The organism is Microcystis sp. BLCC-F210, assembly GCF_042134685.1.
Lineage (GTDB): Bacteria > Cyanobacteriota > Cyanobacteriia > Cyanobacteriales > Microcystaceae > Microcystis > Microcystis aeruginosa_D.
Window position 1 is genome coordinate 2366868 of the sequence record NZ_CP169647.1, and the last position, 19998, is coordinate 2386865.

Genomic DNA, 19998 nt, shown 5'->3' on the forward strand with positions numbered 1-19998 from the left:
TGATTGGCTTGTCTTTGTCCCCAATAACCTGACAGGGGGACAAGCAAGCTGAAAAGCTTATTTAGCATAGAATACAGACACAGACTCCAAAAAAAGATAAGTCATATTTACTAGATATGACCTAGATAACGAAAATGATAAGTGAACTATACCAGAAAGTCTTAGAGAATGAACTGGGACGAGCCAGATATCTACTGTTGTTAATGATAGTTGGAACCTTGCAAATACTAAAGCAAGCCAAGTTAAAGATATTAGCAGAAGCATTAAGTACCTAAGCAAAATTAATTACACATATCTAACCCCCTCTTGCCTTTTGCCTCTTGTCTATCTTTACTAGGAAATTAATTTTGCACGACTACTTACCAATACCGATCCTGTTTGAGAGTCGGAGAAAAAAACTAAAAAGATTTTTAAAGCTGGAAAATCTGAATATTGAAAAAATCTGGTTTCTCTGCCTAAAAGAGATGTTAAAACAGCAGGAGAGATTCACAATAAAAGGATTAGTATATAATGGGGGAGAAAACCAGAAAAAATCGATGTCTAGCCTTCCAGAAACCAAAAATCCCAGCTACGAGGTCATCTTAGAGGCATTAAACCATTTAATCACCGTTGTTGCCCGTTTACGAGACCCAGAAAGCGGCTGTCCTTGGGATTTAGCCCAAACCCCAGAAACCCTGATTCCCTACGTTATCGAAGAAGCTTATGAGGTGGTAGCAGCGATTAAAAGTGGTGATAAAACTGCCATTGCTGAGGAATTAGGCGATTTACTACTACAGGTGGTTTTACAAGCCCAAATTGCCAGCGATGAGGGTAATTTTAGCCTAGAAGAAGTGGCTAGAGGCATCACCGATAAATTAATTCGTCGTCATCCCCACGTTTTTGGGGAGCTATCCCTAGAAAATCCCGAACAGGTGCGTCAAAATTGGGAGAAAATCAAAGCTGAGGAAAAAAATGACCCGACTATTAGCGGCAAGTTAACCCGTTATGCCCAAACTTTACCACCCTTGATCGGGGCGATGAAAATTTCTCGGCAAGCAGCGCGAGTCGGTTTTGATTGGGAAAATATAGCGGGAGTCTGGGAAAAATTTGGCGAAGAGTTGGCAGAATGGCAAGAATCCCTAGGATCGGGCGATAAAGAGCATCAACAGGCCGAATTAGGCGATTTACTCTTTACTATTGTTAATCTTGCTCGCTGGTATGATTTAGACCCCAGTATCGCTTTACAGGAGACTAATCTGCGTTTTATTGAACGTTTTTCCCTAGTGGAATCTGTGGCAGAAAAGCCTCTTCATGACTATACACTAGAGGAATTAACAGTTTTCTGGCAGCAAGCGAAAGCTAAGTTAGATCAACCATCATCTGGGCAATAATGCAAGAGCAAGAAATTAATAAGGACAAATCCAAGACTTTTTGGGCTTCTATTCGAGAAAATCTGCAAATTATCACTATAGCTTTGGTTTTAGCCCTGCTGATCCGCACTTTTGTGGCTGAACCTCGTTTTATCCCCTCGGATTCTATGTTACCCACTTTAGAACAAGGCGATCGCTTAGTGGTGGAAAAACTTTCCTACGATTTCCATCCTCCTCGACGGGGGGATATCGTCGTCTTTGAACCGCCGGCACAATTACAATTACAGGGATATCAAAAGAACCAAGCTTTTATTAAAAGAGTGATTGCCACCGCAGGGGATGTGATTGCTGTCAAGGAGGGCAAACTTTATCTGAATAATCAACCCTTGTCAGAGGATTATATTCTCGAACCGCCTCAATATAATTTAATGCCTTTGCTCGTGCCGGAAAATAACTTATTTGTCATGGGAGATAATCGCAATAATAGCAATGACTCCCATATCTGGGGGTTTTTACCGGAAAACAACGTGATTGGTAGGGCGGTTTTTCGCTTTTTTCCCTTTAATCGTTTGGGTATTTTAGGGGGGAATCGCTAACAGGAATTTTTAGTCCTGAGGATGTTGAACAATTAAGACGGAACAGGGGGCATGATGGAGAACATAATTACTCACACTACCTAAGAATAACTCTCCTAGACCCGATCGCCCACGCCGACCGATAACAATTAAATCAATATTTTCCTCTCGCGCCACTTTACAGATAGTTTTGGCTGCATGACCGTAAATTTGCCGGTATTCTCCCTTTACACCCATTTCTCCGGCTTGATTAGCCCTTTTTTGCAACATAGCCGCCCCTTTCTGCTCGAATTCTTCCCATTGTTGCCGCCAAAAATCGAGAGTCAGATCATTACCCTGGGCGGGGTAAATATCGGCTAAATTGGGTGGAATCGGTAAAGGGCTATAATCTTCTTCAGGGGAAAGGACGTGCAGCAGTAACAGGTTAGCTTCGTACTTACTGGCTAAGGATACAGCTGCCTTAAAAACACTGTCTCCCATCTCTGATAAATCTACTGCTATCAAGATTTTTTGATACATTTTTCAGCCTCTGCAACCATGCCTTATTTAACGGAATCCGACGCTATTAGGAATGCGATCGATCACTTTTCTCATTTTCCCATTCTTTGGTTAGATACGGAAGTGGCCGATTACGATAGCAAGACTCCCCGTTTGTCTCTGATTCAAATTCTGGCTGATTCCACGGACTTAACGGGAGAGCGGGTGACAATTTTGGATGTTCTCGATCAACCGGAGCTTACTGACTATTTTATCACTAAAATCCTGTTGGTTGACTGGATAGAAAAGGTTTTTCACAATGCTAGTTATGATTGTAGATTTTTGGGCGGTAAAAGCAAAGTTAAAAAAATTACCTGTACCCTAGAGTTAGCTAAAAAGGTTCCCTACTATATTGCTCTTTTACCCAATTATCAACTGAAAACTGTGGTTGAATTAGGTTATACTTGATATTTATGAGAAAGGCTGTAATAGCTAGAAAAAATTGCTTGCGGGGATAATTTCAATGACTGTAAAGATCGCTTATCTGGGGCCAGTGGGAACCTATTCAGAAACAGCCGCTTTAACATTTGCTAACAGTTTAGCACCCCAGCCTCATCAATTAATACCCTATCCTAGCATTGCCTTGGCCCTGCGATCGGTTGTCCAAAATCAGGCCGATTTAGCAGTGGTTCCGGTGGAAAATTCCACCGAGGGAAGTGTGGTAATGACTCTTGATGCTTTATGGCAATTACCTGGGTTACAGATTCAACAAGAATTAGTTTTACCGATTTCCCATGCACTCTTATCTTCCAGACAATCGCTAACAGAAATTACCACCGTTTATTCCCATCCCCAAGCTTTAGCCCAATGTCAAAAATGGCTAGAAAATAATTTACCTAACGTGCCAATTATTCCCACCAATTCTACCACAGAAGCGATTCAAATTCTCGATCGAGAGGCCAATTCGGCCGCTATTGCTTCCCCCCGGGCAGCGAAACTTTATCATGTACCAATATTAACACAACCAATTAATGATTATCCCGATAATTGTACCCGTTTTTGGGTAATGGCTTTAACTTCCCATCCCCAAGGGGAGAGAATGTCCCTCGCTTTTCAGGTTTTAGATCAACCCGGTGCTTTAGTCAAACCTTTAGAAGTTTTTGCCAAACGTCAGCTTAATTTATCTCGGATTGAATCGCGACCAACTAAACGATCTTTAGGGGAATACATATTTTTTATCGATCTAGAAATTAATCTGGATCAACAGCATTTAATCGCAGAAACTTTAGAAGAATTAACCAATTATACCGATGCGATCGAGGTTTTTGGTGCTTATCAGGTGGTTAACTTACCTATAGAAAGTTTAGAGGAATTATAAACTAAGTTTCCCAGAAATTACAGGAGTTAAATAGAGATATTTTAGTTTTTAAGAGAGGGAGAGGAAAGAATCGACAAAGATGAGTTTTCCTCTGGATTAAAATCAAGCTTTTCTTCTCTCACTAGAGGAAGAATAATTTCCACAGTTGTTCCTAAACCTTGACCTTGACTAGAGATAGTAATATCTCCCCCCATCATTTTCATCAAATTCTTAGAAATAGCTAATCCTAAACCCGTACCACTAAATCTCCTAGTTGTGGAACCATCAATCATCACAAAAGGGCGAAATAATTTTGATTGCTGCTGGGGGTCTATACCGATTCCTGTATCGATTATAGTAATAATGGCCTGTGAATGTTCTAAGTGAGTTATCAAAGAAATAGTTCCCGTCTCGGTAAATTTAATTGAGTTAGAAATAACATTTAAAATCACCTGTTTTAGCTTAAAAATATCAGCATAAACTATAGGAATTTCTGGACAGAAAAGCAAATTTAATTTCAAGTGCTTAAGTTGCAGCGATGCTGTTTGTAAACTAACAACTTCATTAATAATTTTGTGTAAATATACTGGTTCAGGACTAACGGAAAGTTTGCCCGCTTCTATTTTAGCAATACTGAGAATATCATCAATAATTCCTAAAAGATGTACGGCTGCATTATCCGCTTGTTGCAGATATTCTTTTTCCTCCTGCTCACTATTACAAAATCCATCCATAACACAGCGAATTGAGCCAATAATACCATTGAGAGGGGTGCGTAATTCGTGGGAAGTATTGGCTAGGAATTGGTTTTTTAATTGATTAGCATTTTCTGCTTCTTGCCAACTATTAACTATTTCCTCTCCCCAAAGACGTAACCTTTCGAGCATTTCCTCTAGGGACGAGGCTAACTGATTAATTTCTCTAATATTAAAATTTTGTGGTGTAATATTTTGCGAAGGAATTTTCTGAATATTTAAGGCATAATCTCGCAGTTTTTCTAAAGGTATAGCTAAATCCCTAGCAATCAGTACAATAGCTACTAAATAAGCTAATAATAAACCAGAAATTAGATAAAAAATTGCTTCCCAAATTTGCTGTAGAGGAGCCAGAGCTTGGGAGAGGGGACTAATGGCTAAAACTATCCATTTTTGGGATGATTCTCCCGTAACTGGACTGGGGAGGGAACTATAACCAGCGACTAATTCTTTGCCATCTTTCTCGAAAGAAAATAAATGCAAGAAATTTTGTTTTCCTCGGATAGCATTACTGATAATAATATTTAAGCGTTCAGCATCAGCTTCTTGACTGATATGGCTACCAATGCGATCAAAATAGGGATGAGCGAGAATAATGCCATTTTCAGAAATAACCACGGGATAACCTGACAAAGAACCGGGTAAAACCTTCTCACGGTAAAGTAGAGAAGTTTGCAGAATCAGACTAGATTGTAATTGTCCTTGATTATCGTAGATGGGAACAGCAAAAACTAATTCTAATTGACGATTATTATTGGGAGATTTGGTTAAAAGTTGTCGAGGTAAACCTCTCACTAAAATATTTTCGATGTTTCCAGCAAAGCTAGTCTGTTTTTTTGTCCATCTTTCCAGAGGTAAAACTTTGATAATTTCTGGTTCACAGGCTCGATTTAATAAAGGTTTCTTGGTTTTAATATCAATTAATTCCAGACAGTTAATCTGATTAGGAAGCTGCGCCGTGAATTGTTGTAAAAAAGCTTGTTTTTCGGCTAAGGTTCCCTGTTTTAAAACCAGACTTTCCCCCGCAGTGATTAGATTGGCCTGCAAAAATTGAATTGATTGCTCAATATTGTCTGCTTTTCTGATGGCACTTTCGGTGAGATTTTGACGGGCCGTTTCCAAAAAAGCCGATCGCGCCTTACGATAGGTGACATAAACTCCCATTAGTAGTACAGGTACACTGACTAGGAGTAAGCGAGAGAGCAGAATACGACGAAAGGAGGATTGACCGATAGACATGGGCAGAAATCGGTTTGATTCTTGCTATCAAACTCCAGACTATACTAGCCTATTCACCAATCAGACCGGGTGATATCCCCGAGCATTTGCCATGAATTGTCCTCACACCAGCGTTATTTTAGCCATGAGTGCCGATGGTAAAATTGCCGACGCTTACCAGTCAGCGGCCAGATTTGCCTCTGCTACTGATAAAATGCGTCTAGAACAACATTTATCGTGCATGGATGCCGCTTTATTCGGTGCTAACACCCTGCGTGCTTATCACACCAGTCTTCCTATCCGTCATCCCGATTTTCTCGCATACCGTCAACAACGGGGATTATCTCCGCAGCCGATACAGATCGTTTGTTCTCATTCAGGCCAGCTTGATCCCCGGATGAAATTTTTTCAGCAGCCTTTCCCACGCTGGTTAATCACGGCAGCCGAAAAAGTGGGGAACTGGGAAAATCGGGGTTTATTTGAGCTTGTCTTAGTCTGCAGTGATTGGAAGGCTATTTTTAGTCAATTTACCGCCCTAGGTATCAAAAAACTGGCGATTCTGGGAGGAGGTGAATTAATTGCCTCTCTTTTAGCTGAAGATTTAATCGATGAAATCTATCTAACTATTTGTCCTTTGCTGTTGGGAGGCAATAAAGCGGCAACTCCCCTGGGAGGAACTGGATTTCTGGCAGATTCTGCCAGAAAATTACGACTTTTGAGCGTGGAAACCGTGGAAGCAGAAATTTTCTTACATTATTCCCTTGAACGAGATTCCCACAAATCTCAAAACTAGATTACCTTAAATAAAAAGGTTGACTTATCTTGTCCCATGGTAGAACAGCTTAAACCTCAATATTCTGTCGCTTGGATTGATAAAATGAGTGAGATTCCCCAACAAAAATGGGATGCTCTCGCTCAACCCCTAACTACTCCCTTTCTAGAGTGGCAATGGTTACATAATATCGAAACTTCTGGCAGTGCCACAGGACGCACCGGGTGGCAACCTGCTCATCTAACAGTTTGGCGCGGTACTGAGTTAATTGCTGCCGCTCCTTTGTATATTAAAAGTCATAGTTACGGTGAATTTGTCTTTGACCACCAATGGGCAGATCTTTCCCATCGTTTGGGGATTAGGTACTATCCGAAACTGTTAGGAATGACCCCTTTTACTCCAGCGGTAGGTTATCGTTTTTTAATTGCTCCGGGGGAAAATGAACTGGAGATTACTGCTTTAATGATAGCGGCGATTGATCATTTTTGTGATCAAAATAATCTGTCGGGTTGTCATTTTCTTTTTGTGGATCCCCAATGGCGAATTTTAATGGAAAATTTTGGCTTTACTCCCTGGTTACATCATAGTTATATTTGGAATAACAAAGGTTTTCAAAGTTTTGAAGATTATCTGACAGCTTTTAATGCTAATCAACGGCGCAATATTAAACGGGAACGGAAAGCGGTTACTAATGCGGGGTTAATTATTAAAACTCTGGCTGCCGAAGAAATTCCCCATCATTTGTTCCCGTTAATTTATCGGTTTTATAGCAGTACCTGTGATAAATTTTACTGGGGAAGTAAATATCTGACACAGAAATTTTTTGAACAATTATATCCAAATTATCGTCAGCGAGTGGTTTTGATTACTGCCTACCAGAATGAAAAGGATACTAAACCGGTGGGTTTATCTTTTTGTATTCGCAAAGATACTAATCTTTATGGTCGTTACTGGGGCAGTTTTCAAGAGTATGACTGTTTACATTTTGAAGCTTGTTACTATCAACCGATCGATTGGGCAATTAGTCAAAATATTACCATGTTTGACCCCGGTGCGGGAGGACAACACAAAAAAAGACGGGGGTTTCCCGCCACTGCTAATCACAGTTTACACCGTTTTTATCATGGCAAAATGACTCAAATTCTCCGCAATTATATCCAGGAAATTAATCAAATGGAACAGGAAGAAATCGAGGCAATCAATCAAGATTTACCCTTTTCTAAGAGAGAAATTGAGTTGAACGAGTAATTTAGATAGTTAATTGTTCCTGGGTGCATCTCATTTTTGTAAATCTACTGAAGTTGGGATTTTTAAAGGGAAACTATCTTCTAAAATTGGTCATTACTTCCGATTTAATCACTCAATCCAAGCTTTTGGGGGGTTCTACCCCCCAAACCCCCCGTTGGGGACGCAAGCGCGGTCACTGAGCGTGTCGAAGTGCCGTCCCCAAACCCCTCGCGCATTAGTTTTTCGGTGGGATGCTTACAGGCAGCTGCTGATATATTTGTAATAATTTAAGAGTCACTGATAATTGCTAATTGTCCGTATTTCTGCAAATGTGAGCTGCAGCCATTGTTCCTATTAGTACAATCAACTATGAATACGAGGTTCCGGGTGCAGATTGGCTAAAATCTCACTTTCGATCGCCGCTAGGGTTTCTAAGCGTTGCTCGATCACTGTCCGTTCAAAATAATCCGCTGCTAAGAGCCAATAAATACCATAATGACGCGCTTCGGAAGCCATTAAACCGCGATAAAATTGAGCTAATTGAGGATCGGGACAATATTCTCCCAATAAACCTAATCTTTCGTGGGAACGCGCCTCGATTAAAGCTGATATTAACAGAGAATCCAAAAGGCGATCGGGTTCTTGGTGACGAATCTGGGCCTTTAATTTAGCACCATAAGGGGGAGAATTTAAGGGAGCGAGGGGAATTCCCCATTTATCTAACCATTGATTGACCTGTTCAAAATGTTCTAATTCCTCTTGTGCGATCGCTGTTAATTTCCGCACGAGGGAAGCGTAGGAAGGATAACGAAACATGAGATTTAAGGCTACTCCTGCCGCTTTTCGCTCACAATGGGAATGATCGAGCAGAATAATCCCTAAATTATTAATTGCCTGTTCTATCCAATCCTCAGAGGTGGCACTGACTAATAAATTAATCTTTCCCATCGTCGCTGATTCCAATGTGCTGCATCTTTCACCCTAACCTAAAAAGTCGAACAACACCAGTCAAAAACTAAGGATACGGCTTCTGTGATAGCCTAGATGATTGGTGAAGCATAAACACGGCCAATCAATCAGATGGATTTTTTACTGGAAGTCGGTACAGAAGAACTACCCGCAGATTTTGTCGATAGCGCGATCGCACAATTGCAGGAAAGAGTTAGCAAGAGTTTAGAGACGGAATCTCTGGACGCTACTGCTATTCAAGTTTACGGAACCCCGCGCCGTTTGGCCGTGTTAATCACAGGATTACCGAGGGAGCAAGAAGCTCGCAGCGAGGAGATCAAAGGACCTCCAGTTAGTGCAGCCTACAAAAATGGTCAAATTACCCCCGCTGGTGAGGGTTTTGCTCGAAAACAGGGAGTTAGCACTGCTTCTTTCTCAATTCGTGCCACGGACAAAGGAGAATTTGTCTATATTGAAAAAACGATTCCAGGTCGTCCAACAGCCGAGATTTTAACGGAATTAATTCCCCAATGGATTACCCGTTTGGAAGGAAGACGTTTTATGCGTTGGGGAGATGGAGATTTAAGATTTCCCCGGCCAATTCGTTGGTTATTAACTTTAGTGGATGGGGAAGTTTTACCCCTAGAATTAATTAATGGCTCTACCACTTTAACCAGCGATCGCTTAACTTTTGGTCATCGCATTCTACACCCGCAATCTTTAGCCATTAGTAATCCCCAAGCATATTTAACCAGTTTGCGATCAATTTTTGTAGAAGCGGATCCGCAAGTGCGTCAACAGATAATTACTGATCAGATTAGCACCCTAGCCAAAAAACTGGAGGGAGTGGCAGAAATTCCCGCCGATTTATTAGCAGAAGTAACTAACTTAGTCGAATATCCCACGGCAATTGTTGGCAAATTTGACGATGAATTTCTGGAATTACCCCCGGAAGTAATTATTACCGTGATGGTGACACACCAGCGTTATTTCCCGGTGAAAACTCCCCAGGGTTTGTCCCCCTATTTTATTACTATTTCCAATGGCGATCCCCAGAAATCTGAGATTATCTCCGCAGGAAATGAAAGGGTTATCCGCGCACGGTTAGCTGATGCCAGATTTTTCTATACTGCCGATTGTGATGAACCCTTAGATAGTTTTCTTCCCCAACTAGAAACCGTCACTTTCCAAGAAGAATTGGGAACCATGCGCGATAAAGTCGATCGGATTATGGAAATTGCCCAGATGATCGTTGAACAGTTAAATCTCGATGAACAAAGTCGTAGTGATATAGAGTCCACTGCCATGCTTTGTAAAGCGGATTTAGTTACCCAAATGGTCTATGAATTTCCCGAATTACAGGGAGTAATGGCCGAAAAATATGCTTTAATTAGTGGCGAATCGGCTATAGTTGCCCGGGGCATTTTTGAACATTATCTGCCTCGCAATGCTGGGGATTTACTCCCAGAAACAATCACTGGTCAAGTGGTGGGAATAGCCGATCGATTAGATACTTTAGTCGGTATTTTTGGACTGGGAATGCTGCCCACTGGTTCCTCAGATCCCTTCGCTCTCCGTCGGGCTGCCAATGCAATAATTAGTATTATCTGGTCAGCCAATTTTAATATCAATCTTTTGGCATTAATTGAGCAGATAGCTAAGGATTTTGTCACCAGTCATCCCGATAAACCCAACCCAGTCAATCTGATTAAAGATTTCTTTTTACAGCGTCTGCAAACTCTCTTAATTGATGATTTGAGGATAGATTATGATCTCGTTAATGCGGTTTTGGGGGAAAACGATCCAGAGTATAAGTCCCGCGCTTTAGAAAATTTATTAGATACCCGTGAACGCGCTCGCTTTTTATACCAAATTCGTCAGGATGGTCAGTTAGCCAACATTTATGAAACCGTCAATCGCTCGACCCGTTTAGCACAAAAAGGAGATTTAGATACAACTACCCTAGAAGCCAAGGGAATCATCAATACGGAGTTATTTGAACAATCCTCCGAACCAGCATTTTATGACGCTTTAATTGCCCTAATTCCCGAAACTATCAGCGCAAGAGAGCAAAGAGATTATCAGCGTCTCGTCACTGCTTTAACAGCAATTTCTCCCCTGGTGGCTGACTTTTTTGATGGCGAAAATAGTGTGTTAGTCATGGCAGAAAAAGAATCTGTCCGTCGCAATCGTTTAAATCTGTTGGGTTTACTGCGAAATCACGCCCGAGTCCTAGCAGATTTTGGGGCAATTGTCAAGGGATAATTCAGTTATCAGTTATCAGTTATCAGTTCACCGATTACTGTTTACTGAAAACACTTCCTAATTCATAATTCCCCACTGATTACTGTTCACTGTTCACTGAAAACACTTCCTAATTCATAATTCCCCACTGATTACTGTTCACTGTTCACTGAAAACACTTCCTAATTCATAATTGATAATTGATAATTCATAATTCATAATTGACAATTCATAATTGACAATTCATAATTCATAATTCATAATTCATAATTCATAATTCCCCACACCCCCACTGAATAACTGATAACTGAAATGGCCAATTCTGAACTACAGCAACAAGTCCAAAGATTACATCGACTGACGATATGGGGTCGTTGGTTATTCGTGTTGGGTTGTTGGTTAGGGATTGGTTCGGCTAGTTTATGGGTTTTACGCGATGATATAGCCTTAATACGGCAATATTTTACTTGGACAGCCGTAAGATATGCTTTAGCTTTCAATTACTGGGCTTCTATCGGTCTGGCCTTTTGTGTTGCCATTACAGGAGCAGTATTAGTCTGGCAAAGTCGCAATATTATTTTAGGACTTTCCCCCAGAGAAAAACTGCGCTTAGAACAACAGGTGCAGAAAATTCGGGCCAAAGGGCCGCATCATCCCCTCTGGCGCTGGATACTAAAAAGCAGGGAAAAAGACTTACAATGATAAGGCTTTGCTGAAAGCTGACGGCTAGAATCCCCACTAGATATAATTCTTTACCCAACAACTCTTGACTTTTGAATCCACTTATGACCGTGACTCCCCAAGCTCCTCCGAAAACTCGCCGCGTGGTTTTTCCCTTCACCGCTATTGTCGGCCAGGAAGAAATGAAATTATCCCTAATGCTCAACGTCATCGACCCCAAAATTGGCGGGGTGATGATTATGGGGGATCGAGGTACGGGAAAATCGACCACGATTAGGGCTTTAGCTGACCTTTTACCGGAAATTGACGTAGTTGCTAACGATCCCTTTAATTCTGACCCCAATGATCCCGATTTAATGAGCGATGAGGTGCGGCAAAAGGTGGACGAGGCCATCCCCTTGACCATTGCCAAGAAAAAAGTCACTATGGTAGATTTGCCCCTCGGTGCCACGGAGGATCGGGTCTGTGGCACGATTGACATTGAAAAGGCCCTGTCAGAAGGGGTAAAAGCTTTTGAACCCGGTTTGCTGGCCAAAGCTAACCGCGGCATTCTCTATGTGGATGAAGTCAATTTACTTGACGATCACCTCGTCGATGTGCTATTGGATTCGGCCGCTAGTGGTTGGAATACGGTGGAACGGGAAGGAATTTCCATCCGTCACCCGGCCCGGTTTGTTTTGGTGGGATCAGGCAACCCAGAAGAGGGAGAATTGCGCCCACAACTGCTCGATCGCTTCGGAATGCACGCCGAGATTCACACCGTCAAAGAACCACCTCTACGGGTCAAAATCGTGGAACAGCGTGCGGAATTTGATGGCAATCCCCTCTCGTTTTTAGAGAAATATAACTTAGAACAGGAAGAACTGCAAAGAAAGCTAGTGGAAGCCCAAAATCTTTTGCCTTCCGTGGAGCTTGATTATGATCTGCGGGTGAAAATTTCCGAGGTTTGTTCCGAGTTGGACGTGGATGGATTGCGCGGCGATATCGTTACCAATCGCGCCGCTAAAGCTCTGGCCGCTTTGGAAGGACGGACAACTGTGACGGTAGATGATATCCGTCGAGTAATTGTTCTCTGTTTACGTCACCGTTTGCGGAAAGATCCCTTAGAATCGATCGATTCTGGTTATAAAGTCTTGAAAGCTTTTAATCGCGTCTTTGGATTAGAGGAAAATCCCTAAATCTAAAAAACCCTCTCTCCGAAGAGAGGGTTTTTGACTGGATTTAGAGATGAAGGCCAAAAAGGGCTAGGTGTGGCCAAATAAGCTAGAATTTTATCGATCGCTGTTATTCTCTGGGGGAATGTCCATGTGGGTTGAAAGTATAAAACTCGAAAACATTAAATGCTTCCAGAATCAAGAGATTAAATTTATTCGTAATCCCGATAATAAACGTCGTCAGGATCCTAAACCTTGTCGTTGGATCACTTTATTGGGAGAAAATGGAGTAGGAAAAAGCACGATTTTACAGGCTTTAGCTTTGCTGCTCGCCGGACCAGAAGCAGCCAAAGAATTATTACCACGTCCGACTGGTTGGATATGTAATCCCAAGACACCGGGTAAATTAACCGCAGTGCTTCATCAAGAAGATGGGGATGCGGGAAAATATGGTTGGGATAAAACTCGAAAAACTTTTGCTTATTCCTATTTTGTTACAGGCAAGGAAAGGTTAGAGTTAGGAGGCAGTAAGGACAAACAAACCTATACGGAACCGGCATTAATCGAAGAAAATAGCAAAATTTTGAGTTGGTTGCGAGCCAATGCTTTTGCCTCCGATAGTCATGGTTGGTTTGCCGTCGGTTATGGAGCTTTCCGTCGTTTGACACGAGTGAGTCAAGTGATTATTCCTAGTCTTGAACCCCAGCAACGCTCTAGCAACTTTTTCAGCCAATTTAATGAGGATACATCTTTAAGTTCTTTTGAGAGATGGATGGTGCATTTAGATTATCGAATAGCCAAAAATCCTGAAGATAGTAAAGCCAAACAAATGAAAAAAATCGGCGAAGAAGCAATTACTAAACTGTTACCCGGTAATGTAAAAATTGCTGAAGTAACTGCCGATGGCTTGATTCAGTTTCTAGTTAACGGTCAAAAAGTTCCAACCATTAGTTTATCCGATGGTTTTCGGAGTATGATTGCTTTAGCTGGGGATTTAATTTGGCGATTATTACAATCCTTCCCCAATCTAGATAACCCCACAGAGGCTTCTGGAGTCGTCTTAATCGATGAGTTAGATATTCATTTACATCCTTCTTGGCAAAGGGAAATTGCTGGATGGTTACAGGAAGTTTTTCCCAAGCTTCAATTCTTTGTCGCTACTCATAGTCCTTTAATCGCTGCCGGTGCGGGGGAAAAGTCTTTAACCCTACGAATCGATCTGGTAGAGGGTGAATTAGAGATTGTAGAAATTCCTTATTTAGAATTAGCGGCTAATGTTGATCGTACTTTAACAAGTGCTGCTTTTGGTTTGAAATCAACCTATCCCACTGATACAGAAAATAAAATTAAGCGTTACCACCAACTAAATCGTAAAAATAAAAATCTGGCAGCAGAAGAAAAGCAAGAATATGAACAACTGTCATTATTTGTTCGAGACGTTAAACCCTTTAGCGAAATTAGTCAACCTAATAGTTTAGAATCCCGAATTGATGCCTTACTAGAGGAGCGTTTATCTTGATTGCTGTCACGAGAATATCAAAGCCACCCGTATTAGCTAAAAATGCCGCTCGTTGGCTAGAGGCTTTAGAATCAATAAAATCAAACAACAAGGCAACTAAAGCTCAAATTAACAAAGCACAAAATAAATACAGTCATCCGCAAGTTAAAGAAGCATTAGTTAAAATGTTTAATGGGAAATGCGCTTACTGTGAAAGTAAGATTACAGTGGGAGCTTACGGAGCGATCGAACATTTTTATCCAAAAAGCCAGTATCCTAATCTGACTTTTACTTGGGAGAATTTACTGCTTTCTTGTGATAAATGTAATGATGCCAATCACAAAGGCACAAATTTTCCTCTCGATGATATCACAGGAAATCCTCTGTTAATAGACCCCACGGATGGAGTAACCGATCCGAATACACATCTTGAATTTGTTTGGGATGAAATGGCAAAATTGGCCAGTGTTTATGGTCGGGATCGACGTGGTCAAATTGTTGAAGATTTGTTCGATCTCAATGGTATGCGTGGACGAAAAGAATTAATTAACTATCGTAGTCAATATATTAAAAAGTTGTTAGCATTATTACGTTACGCAAAACAAGGAGACTCGGAGGTTTTATCTGTACTGCAAGAAGCTTGTCAACCGGGAGCGGAATATTATGCTTTTGCTAGTATTTATATACTGCCTCATTTGCCTCCGTAAAATTAAGGGTAATTCTTATCTACGGTCTGAAAAACAAAATTTATCGCTTATTATTCTCACCTTACTTGCTATTTATGTCTCGTCCTGTTGTTTATTTTGCCGTTACTAATCATGGTTTTGGCCATGCTGTCCGCAGTGCTTCGGTGGTAGCTAATATTATTGAACTTAATCCCGAAATTTTGCCGATATTAGTCACCACTGCTCCGCGCTGGTTATTAGATTCCTATATATCCGGAGAATATATTCAAAGACATCGGGGGTTTGATGTGGGGGTAATCCAATCGGATAGTTTAACGATGGATAAATTAGCTACTAAAGAAAAATTAGAACAAATAATTGCTCAATCAAGGGCAATTATTGCCAGTGAAGTTAATTTCATTAAAACTAATCGTGTGGGTTTAGTTGTAGCCGATTTACCGCCTTTAGCGGCACTAATTGCCAAAAATGCGGGGCTTCCTTGTTGGATGATTGGTAACTTTGGCTGGGATTTTATCTATCGTGATTGGGGTGAAGAATTTGCCAGTATTAGTGATTGGATTAGTCGTTGTTATAATCAATGCGATCGCTTATTTAAACTGCCTTTAGCAGAAGCGATGACAGCATTTCCCCATGTTACCGAGGCAGGTTTAACCGGGGGTACACCCCGCTACAGTGAAGAACAATTACGACAGGAATTTAAGCTAAATGCCCCTAAAGAAAAAACTATTTTATTGAGTTTTGGGGGGTTAGGATTAGAAGCAATTCCCTATAATAACCTTGCCAGTTTTCCCGATTGGCAATTTATCACTTTTGAAAAAAACGCGCCCGAATTGCCCAATTTAGTCCGCTTACAGGATAAACCAGATCGGAGCTATCGTCCTGTGGATTTTATGCCCCTGTGCGATCGAATTATTTCCAAACCGGGATATAGTACCTTTGCCGAGGCTTTAAAATTAGAGGTTCCGATTGTTTCTCTGATGCGAGAAGGTTTCGCCGAATCAGCGATTTTATTGGCTGGAATCCAAGATTATAGTTATCATCAAATTATTAGCGGTGAAGAATTTTTTCAGGGTAATTGGGACTTTTTACGCCAAGCCCCCCAACCGCCCAAATTAAAGGTTAAACTGCCTAAAGATGGTGCAGAATCGATAGCGAGAGCTATTGTAGAATACTTTGAGAGACATTAACGAAGCCTGCCGACCGCCTGATCTCAACAAGCAATTTAAATTACGAACAGCATTATAGGTTATCAGCCTCGAAATCGTCAAAAACACCGATAAGGGACTTGCGCTTTGATAATGTACCTTTTGGGCGAACGCAGTTCGCCCCTACATTGTGGACAAAATCTGTTACTGTAGGGGCGCAAAGCTTGCGCCCTCCGATCGATTGGGATATTATTCCCACGCAAGTCCCTAACCATTCGGGGAGACAGAAACAAGATCGGGCAGAAAGCCGATACTTGTTACAATAGTTTACAAATCACCCTGCCTTGTCACCGAACTATGTCCGAACAGATGATCTCCCCAGAGACGCAACCCGAAGAAGCGATTACTGTTGAAGTGCAGCCCGTGCATATTCCCGAAGAGCATCGGGAAGATATCGGCCCCATGGATGACAACGTAGCCGAGAGTTGGCGCTACAATCCCCAAGTTATTAACGACTATTACCGTGGGCGACCTCTAGACGTTGTGGGGAGATTAATCGAAATTGCCCTACCGGTTTTATCTTTTGTCATCGGTATCTGGTGGGATAAACTGCGGGGAAAATCGCCAAAAAATGAAATTAGACGGGCTGTACAATTGCGGGAAATGTTGACCAAATTGGGACCGACCTATATTAAAATCGGTCAAGCTCTCTCTACCCGGCCTGATTTAGTACCGCCTTTATATTTAGAAGAATTAACCACTCTCCAGGATCAAATTCCCTCTTTTCCTAACGAAATTGCTTATCGTTTTATCGAAGAAGAATTAGGTTATTCTCCTGAAGAAATTTATGCAGAATTATCCCCCAATCCCATAGCGGCCGCTTCTTTAGGACAAGTTTATAAAGGTAAATTAAAAACCGGAGAGAGAGTCGCCGTTAAAGTACAGCGTCCCGATTTGATTCGCTGTATAACTTTAGATGTGTATATCATGCGTAGTTTGGCGAGTTGGGCGAAAATTAATGTTAAAAGACTTCGCTCCGATTTAGTGGCAATTACCGACGAATTAGCTGGTCGTATTTTTGAAGAAATTAATTATCTGCACGAGGGACAAAACGCCCAAAAATTTGCTCAACTTTACGGTCATATTGACGAAATTTACGTCCCCAAAATCTACTGGAAATATACTGGGCGACGAGTTTTAACCATGGAGTGGGTGGACGGCACAAAATTAACTAATATCAAAGAAATTCAGGCCCAGGGTATTGATGCCACCCACTTAGTTAATGTGGGGGTGCAGTGTTCTTTGCGTCAATTACTTGAACACGGATTTTTCCATGCGGATCCCCATCCGGGTAATTTATTAGCGACTCCCGATGGTAAATTAGCTTATCTTGATTTCGGCATGATGAGCAATATTGAACCCTATCAACGCTACGGTTTAATCGAAGCGGTGGTGCATTTAGTCAACCGGGATTTTGAGTCTTTGGCCAAGGATTATGTTAAACTAGACTTCCTATCACCAACTACCAATTTAGAGCCAATTGTTCCCGCTTTTTCGGAAGTTTTCGGTAATGCCTTAGGGGCAAGTGTGGCAGAATTAAACTTTAAAAGTATCACCGATAAAATGTCGGCAATGATGTATGAGTTTCCCTTTCGAGTTCCTGCCTATTATGCCCTAATTATTCGCTCAATGGTGACTTTAGAGGGAATAGCAATTGGCATCGATCCTAATTTTAAGGTACTGAGTAAGGCCTATCCTTATATTGCTAAACGTCTGCTCACCGATCCTTCCACGGAGTTGCGAGATTCCCTGCGGGATTTATTGTTTAAAGACGGTACTTTTCGCTGGAATCGTTTAGAAAATCTCCTGCGGAATGCTAAAGATTCTAATGATTTTAACTTCGAGAAAGTCACCGAACAAGCGTTAGATTTTCTTCTCTCGGATAGGGGTGTATTTATCCGCGAAAAATTAGTTAATGAGTTAGTCAATGCGCTAGATAATTTCAGTCGTCGAACTTGGTTTAATCTGACGGTTAATTTCCGGCAACAGGTGGGTTTAGCGGTGCAAGAAACTCCCCCAGAATTGTTAAGTGATGCTAAGAGTTTTGAGCATCTTCGCAACATCTTGAGTATTTTACAGGAAACAAAAGGATTTGATGCCATGGCTATGGTGCCAGTGATGACGAAACTAATCGCTAAACCGGAAACCCAACAGATGGGACAAAAAATTGCTGAAGGTTTGCTACAAAAATCCCTAGCGCGTTTAATTCGTTACCTAGTTCTCGAATTTGATACACCAAATCATCGGCAAAATGGAGAATTATCGAAAGCTTTACCCGCTGCCGATTAACCTCTATCAGTTCAGCAATTCTCATTTTAAGGTTTCATGACATTAAAACCCTTGCACCTAGAGGGGTTAATAATTCTTAACGAATCTCTAGATCGCTGAAACAACGCAAAATCGTTTCAAAATGAGAATTGCTGCTATCAGTTCCACCGACGGCTCAAAATTTGAGCATTTCCGACAATAAAGGCCGTGAAATAAATTTCACGGCTCCGAGAAAAACGCTAAACTTTTTTAAAAGTTTTTCTATCCTAACTGGTTAACGGGGTTTAAAGGTTATTTGTAAACCGTCGCGAGGATGGGGAGTGGGGATAGTAGTGAGGGTGAGATCTTGATTGGGGAGTAATTGCCAATCGTATTTTTCTACTAAACGGACAGCTAGAATTTTCATCTCTAAACGAGCGAATTCCTTGCCGATACATTCGCGCAATCCCCCACCAAAGGGGATATATCCGTAGGGTTTTTCCTCGGCTAAAAAGCGATCAGGATCAAAGGTTTCAGGATGGGAATAAATATTATTATCTTTATGGGTATTGCTGATTTGATACTGCACTAACCATCCTTTCGGCAAATGATAACCGTTAAATTGACAGTCTTCTATTACCCGACGGAATCCTCCTCCCACGGGGGGAGTAAAACGTAAAACTTCCTTTAAAACGCGATCTAAATAGGTCATCTGTTTGAGGGTATCAACGCTTAAAGGAGTAGATAGATCAAAATTAGTTATTTCCTCCAATACAAGCTGAAAAATATCGGGATGCAGTGCCATTTGTAGGCAGAAAGTGGCGATAGCGGAGGTTAAAGTTTCATGACCGGCAAAGAGTAATAATAGCACTTGATCCTTTAATTCCGCTAAGGATAAACTTTCACCGTTTTCGTCTTTAGCTTGTAAAAGGATAGCCAGAGCATCCTGTCCTAAGTCATCATTTTTTTGTCTTTCTAAAATAATAGTTTTGATCGCTTGCAGTAATTCCTCTCGACAGCGTAATGCTTTGCCGAAACCTGTCCAGGGAAGGGGAAGGGGAAGGGTAAATAGTCCCGCAGAAAAAGTATCAAAAGCTTTTCCTAATTTGGTAGCAGAACCCTGGTCAAGACCGATAAATAATTTACAGGCGATATCGAGAGTATAGTTTCTTAATTCAGGATACCATGACAGGGTTTTTGCGGTTTGCCAACGCTCTAAATAGTGAGCAGTAATTGTTTCTACCGTAGGGATATAACTTGCTAGGGACCGGGGTTGAAAAGCTTGATAGATTAAACGACGACGGGAAGCGTGGACATCTCCTGTCTGCACCGCTAAAGATGCGCTACCGAGGAGAGTTTTGGTACTTTTAGGCCAAGTTGCCGCAAAGTATTTATTCTCGTTGCTGAGGAGAAACCGGTTAGCTTCGGTACCGGATAAAATAATCGTGGGACTGCCAAAAATGTGAGTACGGAAAAGTTGACCATATTTATTATGACGTTTACTGGCAAAATCTCGATCGGTCAAAAAAGCGATTGTTTCTCCTAATAGGGGTAATCCGAAACTGCCGGGGGGTAAGGGTATATCTTTGCTTATAGTCATCGCTG

At 41.4% G+C, this 19998-nt stretch carries 17 protein-coding genes and 1 pseudogene; 14 read left to right on the forward strand and 4 right to left on the reverse strand.

Annotated elements, in window-relative coordinates; all coding sequences use genetic code 11:
• The first annotated feature begins 536 nt into the window (after positions 1 to 536).
• Both mazG and lepB read left to right on the forward strand, forming a co-directional pair.
• Positions 537 to 1370 (forward strand): nucleoside triphosphate pyrophosphohydrolase, encoded by an 834-nt coding sequence (gene mazG / locus ACE3JL_RS11365; protein ID WP_271989738.1) that lies wholly within the window; start codon positions 537 to 539, stop codon positions 1368 to 1370.
• On the forward strand, positions 1370 to 1945 hold the full coding sequence (gene lepB, locus ACE3JL_RS11370; protein WP_271989727.1) for a signal peptidase I: 576 nt from the start codon (positions 1370 to 1372) through the stop codon (positions 1943 to 1945). The genes mazG and lepB overlap by 1 nt, the downstream gene beginning before the upstream one ends.
• A gap of 9 nt (positions 1946 to 1954) precedes the next feature.
• Here lepB and ACE3JL_RS11375 read toward each other — a convergent pair whose 3' ends face one another.
• A complete protein-coding gene (locus ACE3JL_RS11375) occupies positions 1955 to 2443 on the reverse strand; it encodes a universal stress protein (protein ID WP_271989725.1) in 489 nt (162 codons plus the stop codon).
• Positions 2444 to 2461: 18 nt separating this feature from the next.
• Here ACE3JL_RS11375 and ACE3JL_RS11380 point away from each other — a divergent pair, with 18 nt between their 5' ends.
• Both ACE3JL_RS11380 and pheA read left to right on the forward strand, forming a co-directional pair.
• The gene (locus ACE3JL_RS11380; RefSeq protein WP_375329508.1) at positions 2462 to 2869 is read left to right on the forward strand and encodes a hypothetical protein; all 408 of its coding nucleotides are present in this window, start codon (positions 2462 to 2464) and stop codon (positions 2867 to 2869) included.
• Between the two features lie 55 nt (positions 2870 to 2924).
• Entirely contained in the window at positions 2925 to 3779 is an 855-nt protein-coding gene (pheA, locus tag ACE3JL_RS11385; protein ID WP_271989723.1) for a prephenate dehydratase, read from the forward strand.
• A 41-nt stretch (positions 3780 to 3820) separates the two neighbouring features.
• On the opposite strand, the gene ACE3JL_RS11390 is transcribed toward pheA, so the two are convergent.
• Complete coding sequence (locus ACE3JL_RS11390) at positions 3821 to 5752, reverse strand: sensor histidine kinase (RefSeq protein ID WP_375329509.1); 1932 nt, start codon at positions 5750 to 5752, stop codon at positions 3821 to 3823.
• A 91-nt stretch (positions 5753 to 5843) separates the two neighbouring features.
• Between ACE3JL_RS11390 and ACE3JL_RS11395 the strand changes: the two genes are divergently transcribed.
• The 3 genes and pseudogenes from ACE3JL_RS11395 to ACE3JL_RS11405 all read left to right on the forward strand — a co-directional run bounded on the left by ACE3JL_RS11395 (position 5844) and on the right by ACE3JL_RS11405 (position 8021).
• On the forward strand, positions 5844 to 6524 hold the full coding sequence (locus ACE3JL_RS11395) for a RibD family protein (RefSeq protein ID WP_271989720.1): 681 nt from the start codon (positions 5844 to 5846) through the stop codon (positions 6522 to 6524).
• A 36-nt stretch (positions 6525 to 6560) separates the two neighbouring features.
• Complete coding sequence (locus tag ACE3JL_RS11400; protein ID WP_271989718.1) at positions 6561 to 7751, forward strand: GNAT family N-acetyltransferase; 1191 nt, start codon at positions 6561 to 6563, stop codon at positions 7749 to 7751.
• 53 nt (positions 7752 to 7804) lie between these two features.
• Positions 7805 to 8021: pseudogene (locus ACE3JL_RS11405) on the forward strand (hypothetical protein).
• A 72-nt stretch (positions 8022 to 8093) separates the two neighbouring features.
• Here the strand turns inward: ACE3JL_RS11405 and ACE3JL_RS11410 are convergent.
• Positions 8094 to 8678 carry a tRNA-(ms[2]io[6]A)-hydroxylase gene (locus ACE3JL_RS11410; RefSeq protein ID WP_151697105.1) on the reverse strand — a complete coding sequence of 195 codons (585 nt, stop codon included), beginning with the start codon at positions 8676 to 8678 and terminating at the stop codon, positions 8094 to 8096.
• Positions 8679 to 8810: 132 nt separating this feature from the next.
• Between ACE3JL_RS11410 and glyS the strand changes: the two genes are divergently transcribed.
• From glyS to ACE3JL_RS11445, 7 genes are all read left to right on the forward strand, one after another.
• Positions 8811 to 10943 (forward strand): glycine--tRNA ligase subunit beta, encoded by a 2133-nt coding sequence (glyS, locus tag ACE3JL_RS11415; RefSeq protein ID WP_375329510.1) that lies wholly within the window; start codon positions 8811 to 8813, stop codon positions 10941 to 10943.
• Positions 10944 to 11234: 291 nt separating this feature from the next.
• Complete coding sequence (locus ACE3JL_RS11420) at positions 11235 to 11624, forward strand: hypothetical protein (protein WP_271989714.1); 390 nt, start codon at positions 11235 to 11237, stop codon at positions 11622 to 11624.
• Positions 11625 to 11707: 83 nt separating this feature from the next.
• The gene (gene bchI / locus ACE3JL_RS11425; protein ID WP_046662240.1) at positions 11708 to 12781 is read left to right on the forward strand and encodes a magnesium chelatase ATPase subunit I; all 1074 of its coding nucleotides are present in this window, start codon (positions 11708 to 11710) and stop codon (positions 12779 to 12781) included.
• A 127-nt stretch (positions 12782 to 12908) separates the two neighbouring features.
• Complete coding sequence (locus ACE3JL_RS11430; RefSeq protein ID WP_375329511.1) at positions 12909 to 14276, forward strand: AAA family ATPase; 1368 nt, start codon at positions 12909 to 12911, stop codon at positions 14274 to 14276.
• On the forward strand, positions 14273 to 14962 hold the full coding sequence (locus ACE3JL_RS11435) for a retron system putative HNH endonuclease (RefSeq protein WP_375329512.1): 690 nt from the start codon (positions 14273 to 14275) through the stop codon (positions 14960 to 14962). Before ACE3JL_RS11430 ends, ACE3JL_RS11435 begins: the two co-directional genes overlap by 4 nt.
• A gap of 74 nt (positions 14963 to 15036) precedes the next feature.
• A complete protein-coding gene (locus ACE3JL_RS11440) occupies positions 15037 to 16128 on the forward strand; it encodes a glycosyl transferase (RefSeq protein ID WP_375329513.1) in 1092 nt (363 codons plus the stop codon).
• 315 nt (positions 16129 to 16443) lie between these two features.
• Complete coding sequence (locus ACE3JL_RS11445) at positions 16444 to 18435, forward strand: ABC1 kinase family protein (protein ID WP_375329514.1); 1992 nt, start codon at positions 16444 to 16446, stop codon at positions 18433 to 18435.
• A gap of 253 nt (positions 18436 to 18688) precedes the next feature.
• Here the strand turns inward: ACE3JL_RS11445 and ACE3JL_RS11450 are convergent, their stop codons facing one another.
• A complete protein-coding gene (locus tag ACE3JL_RS11450; protein ID WP_271989708.1) occupies positions 18689 to 19993 on the reverse strand; it encodes a cytochrome P450 in 1305 nt (434 codons plus the stop codon).
• Positions 19994 to 19998 lie beyond the last annotated feature (5 nt).

Bases quoted from the DNA above. Each gene is read 5' to 3' on its own strand.
- mazG (WP_271989738.1), top strand. From the start codon at position 537: ATGTCTAGCCTTCCAGAAACCAAAAATCCCAGCTACGAGGTCATCTTA.
- lepB (WP_271989727.1), top strand. From the start codon at position 1,370: ATGCAAGAGCAAGAAATTAATAAGGACAAATCCAAGACTTTTTGGGCT.
- ACE3JL_RS11375 (WP_271989725.1), bottom strand. From the start codon at position 2,443: ATGTATCAAAAAATCTTGATAGCAGTAGATTTATCAGAGATGGGAGAC.
- ACE3JL_RS11380 (WP_375329508.1), top strand. From the start codon at position 2,462: ATGCCTTATTTAACGGAATCCGACGCTATTAGGAATGCGATCGATCAC.
- pheA (WP_271989723.1), top strand. From the start codon at position 2,925: ATGACTGTAAAGATCGCTTATCTGGGGCCAGTGGGAACCTATTCAGAA.
- ACE3JL_RS11390 (WP_375329509.1), bottom strand. From the start codon at position 5,752: ATGTCTATCGGTCAATCCTCCTTTCGTCGTATTCTGCTCTCTCGCTTA.
- ACE3JL_RS11395 (WP_271989720.1), top strand. From the start codon at position 5,844: ATGAATTGTCCTCACACCAGCGTTATTTTAGCCATGAGTGCCGATGGT.
- ACE3JL_RS11400 (WP_271989718.1), top strand. From the start codon at position 6,561: ATGGTAGAACAGCTTAAACCTCAATATTCTGTCGCTTGGATTGATAAA.
- ACE3JL_RS11410 (WP_151697105.1), bottom strand. From the start codon at position 8,678: ATGGGAAAGATTAATTTATTAGTCAGTGCCACCTCTGAGGATTGGATA.
- glyS (WP_375329510.1), top strand. From the start codon at position 8,811: ATGGATTTTTTACTGGAAGTCGGTACAGAAGAACTACCCGCAGATTTT.
- ACE3JL_RS11420 (WP_271989714.1), top strand. From the start codon at position 11,235: ATGGCCAATTCTGAACTACAGCAACAAGTCCAAAGATTACATCGACTG.
- bchI (WP_046662240.1), top strand. From the start codon at position 11,708: ATGACCGTGACTCCCCAAGCTCCTCCGAAAACTCGCCGCGTGGTTTTT.
- ACE3JL_RS11430 (WP_375329511.1), top strand. From the start codon at position 12,909: ATGTGGGTTGAAAGTATAAAACTCGAAAACATTAAATGCTTCCAGAAT.
- ACE3JL_RS11440 (WP_375329513.1), top strand. From the start codon at position 15,037: ATGTCTCGTCCTGTTGTTTATTTTGCCGTTACTAATCATGGTTTTGGC.
- ACE3JL_RS11445 (WP_375329514.1), top strand. From the start codon at position 16,444: ATGTCCGAACAGATGATCTCCCCAGAGACGCAACCCGAAGAAGCGATT.
- ACE3JL_RS11450 (WP_271989708.1), bottom strand. From the start codon at position 19,993: ATGACTATAAGCAAAGATATACCCTTACCCCCCGGCAGTTTCGGATTA.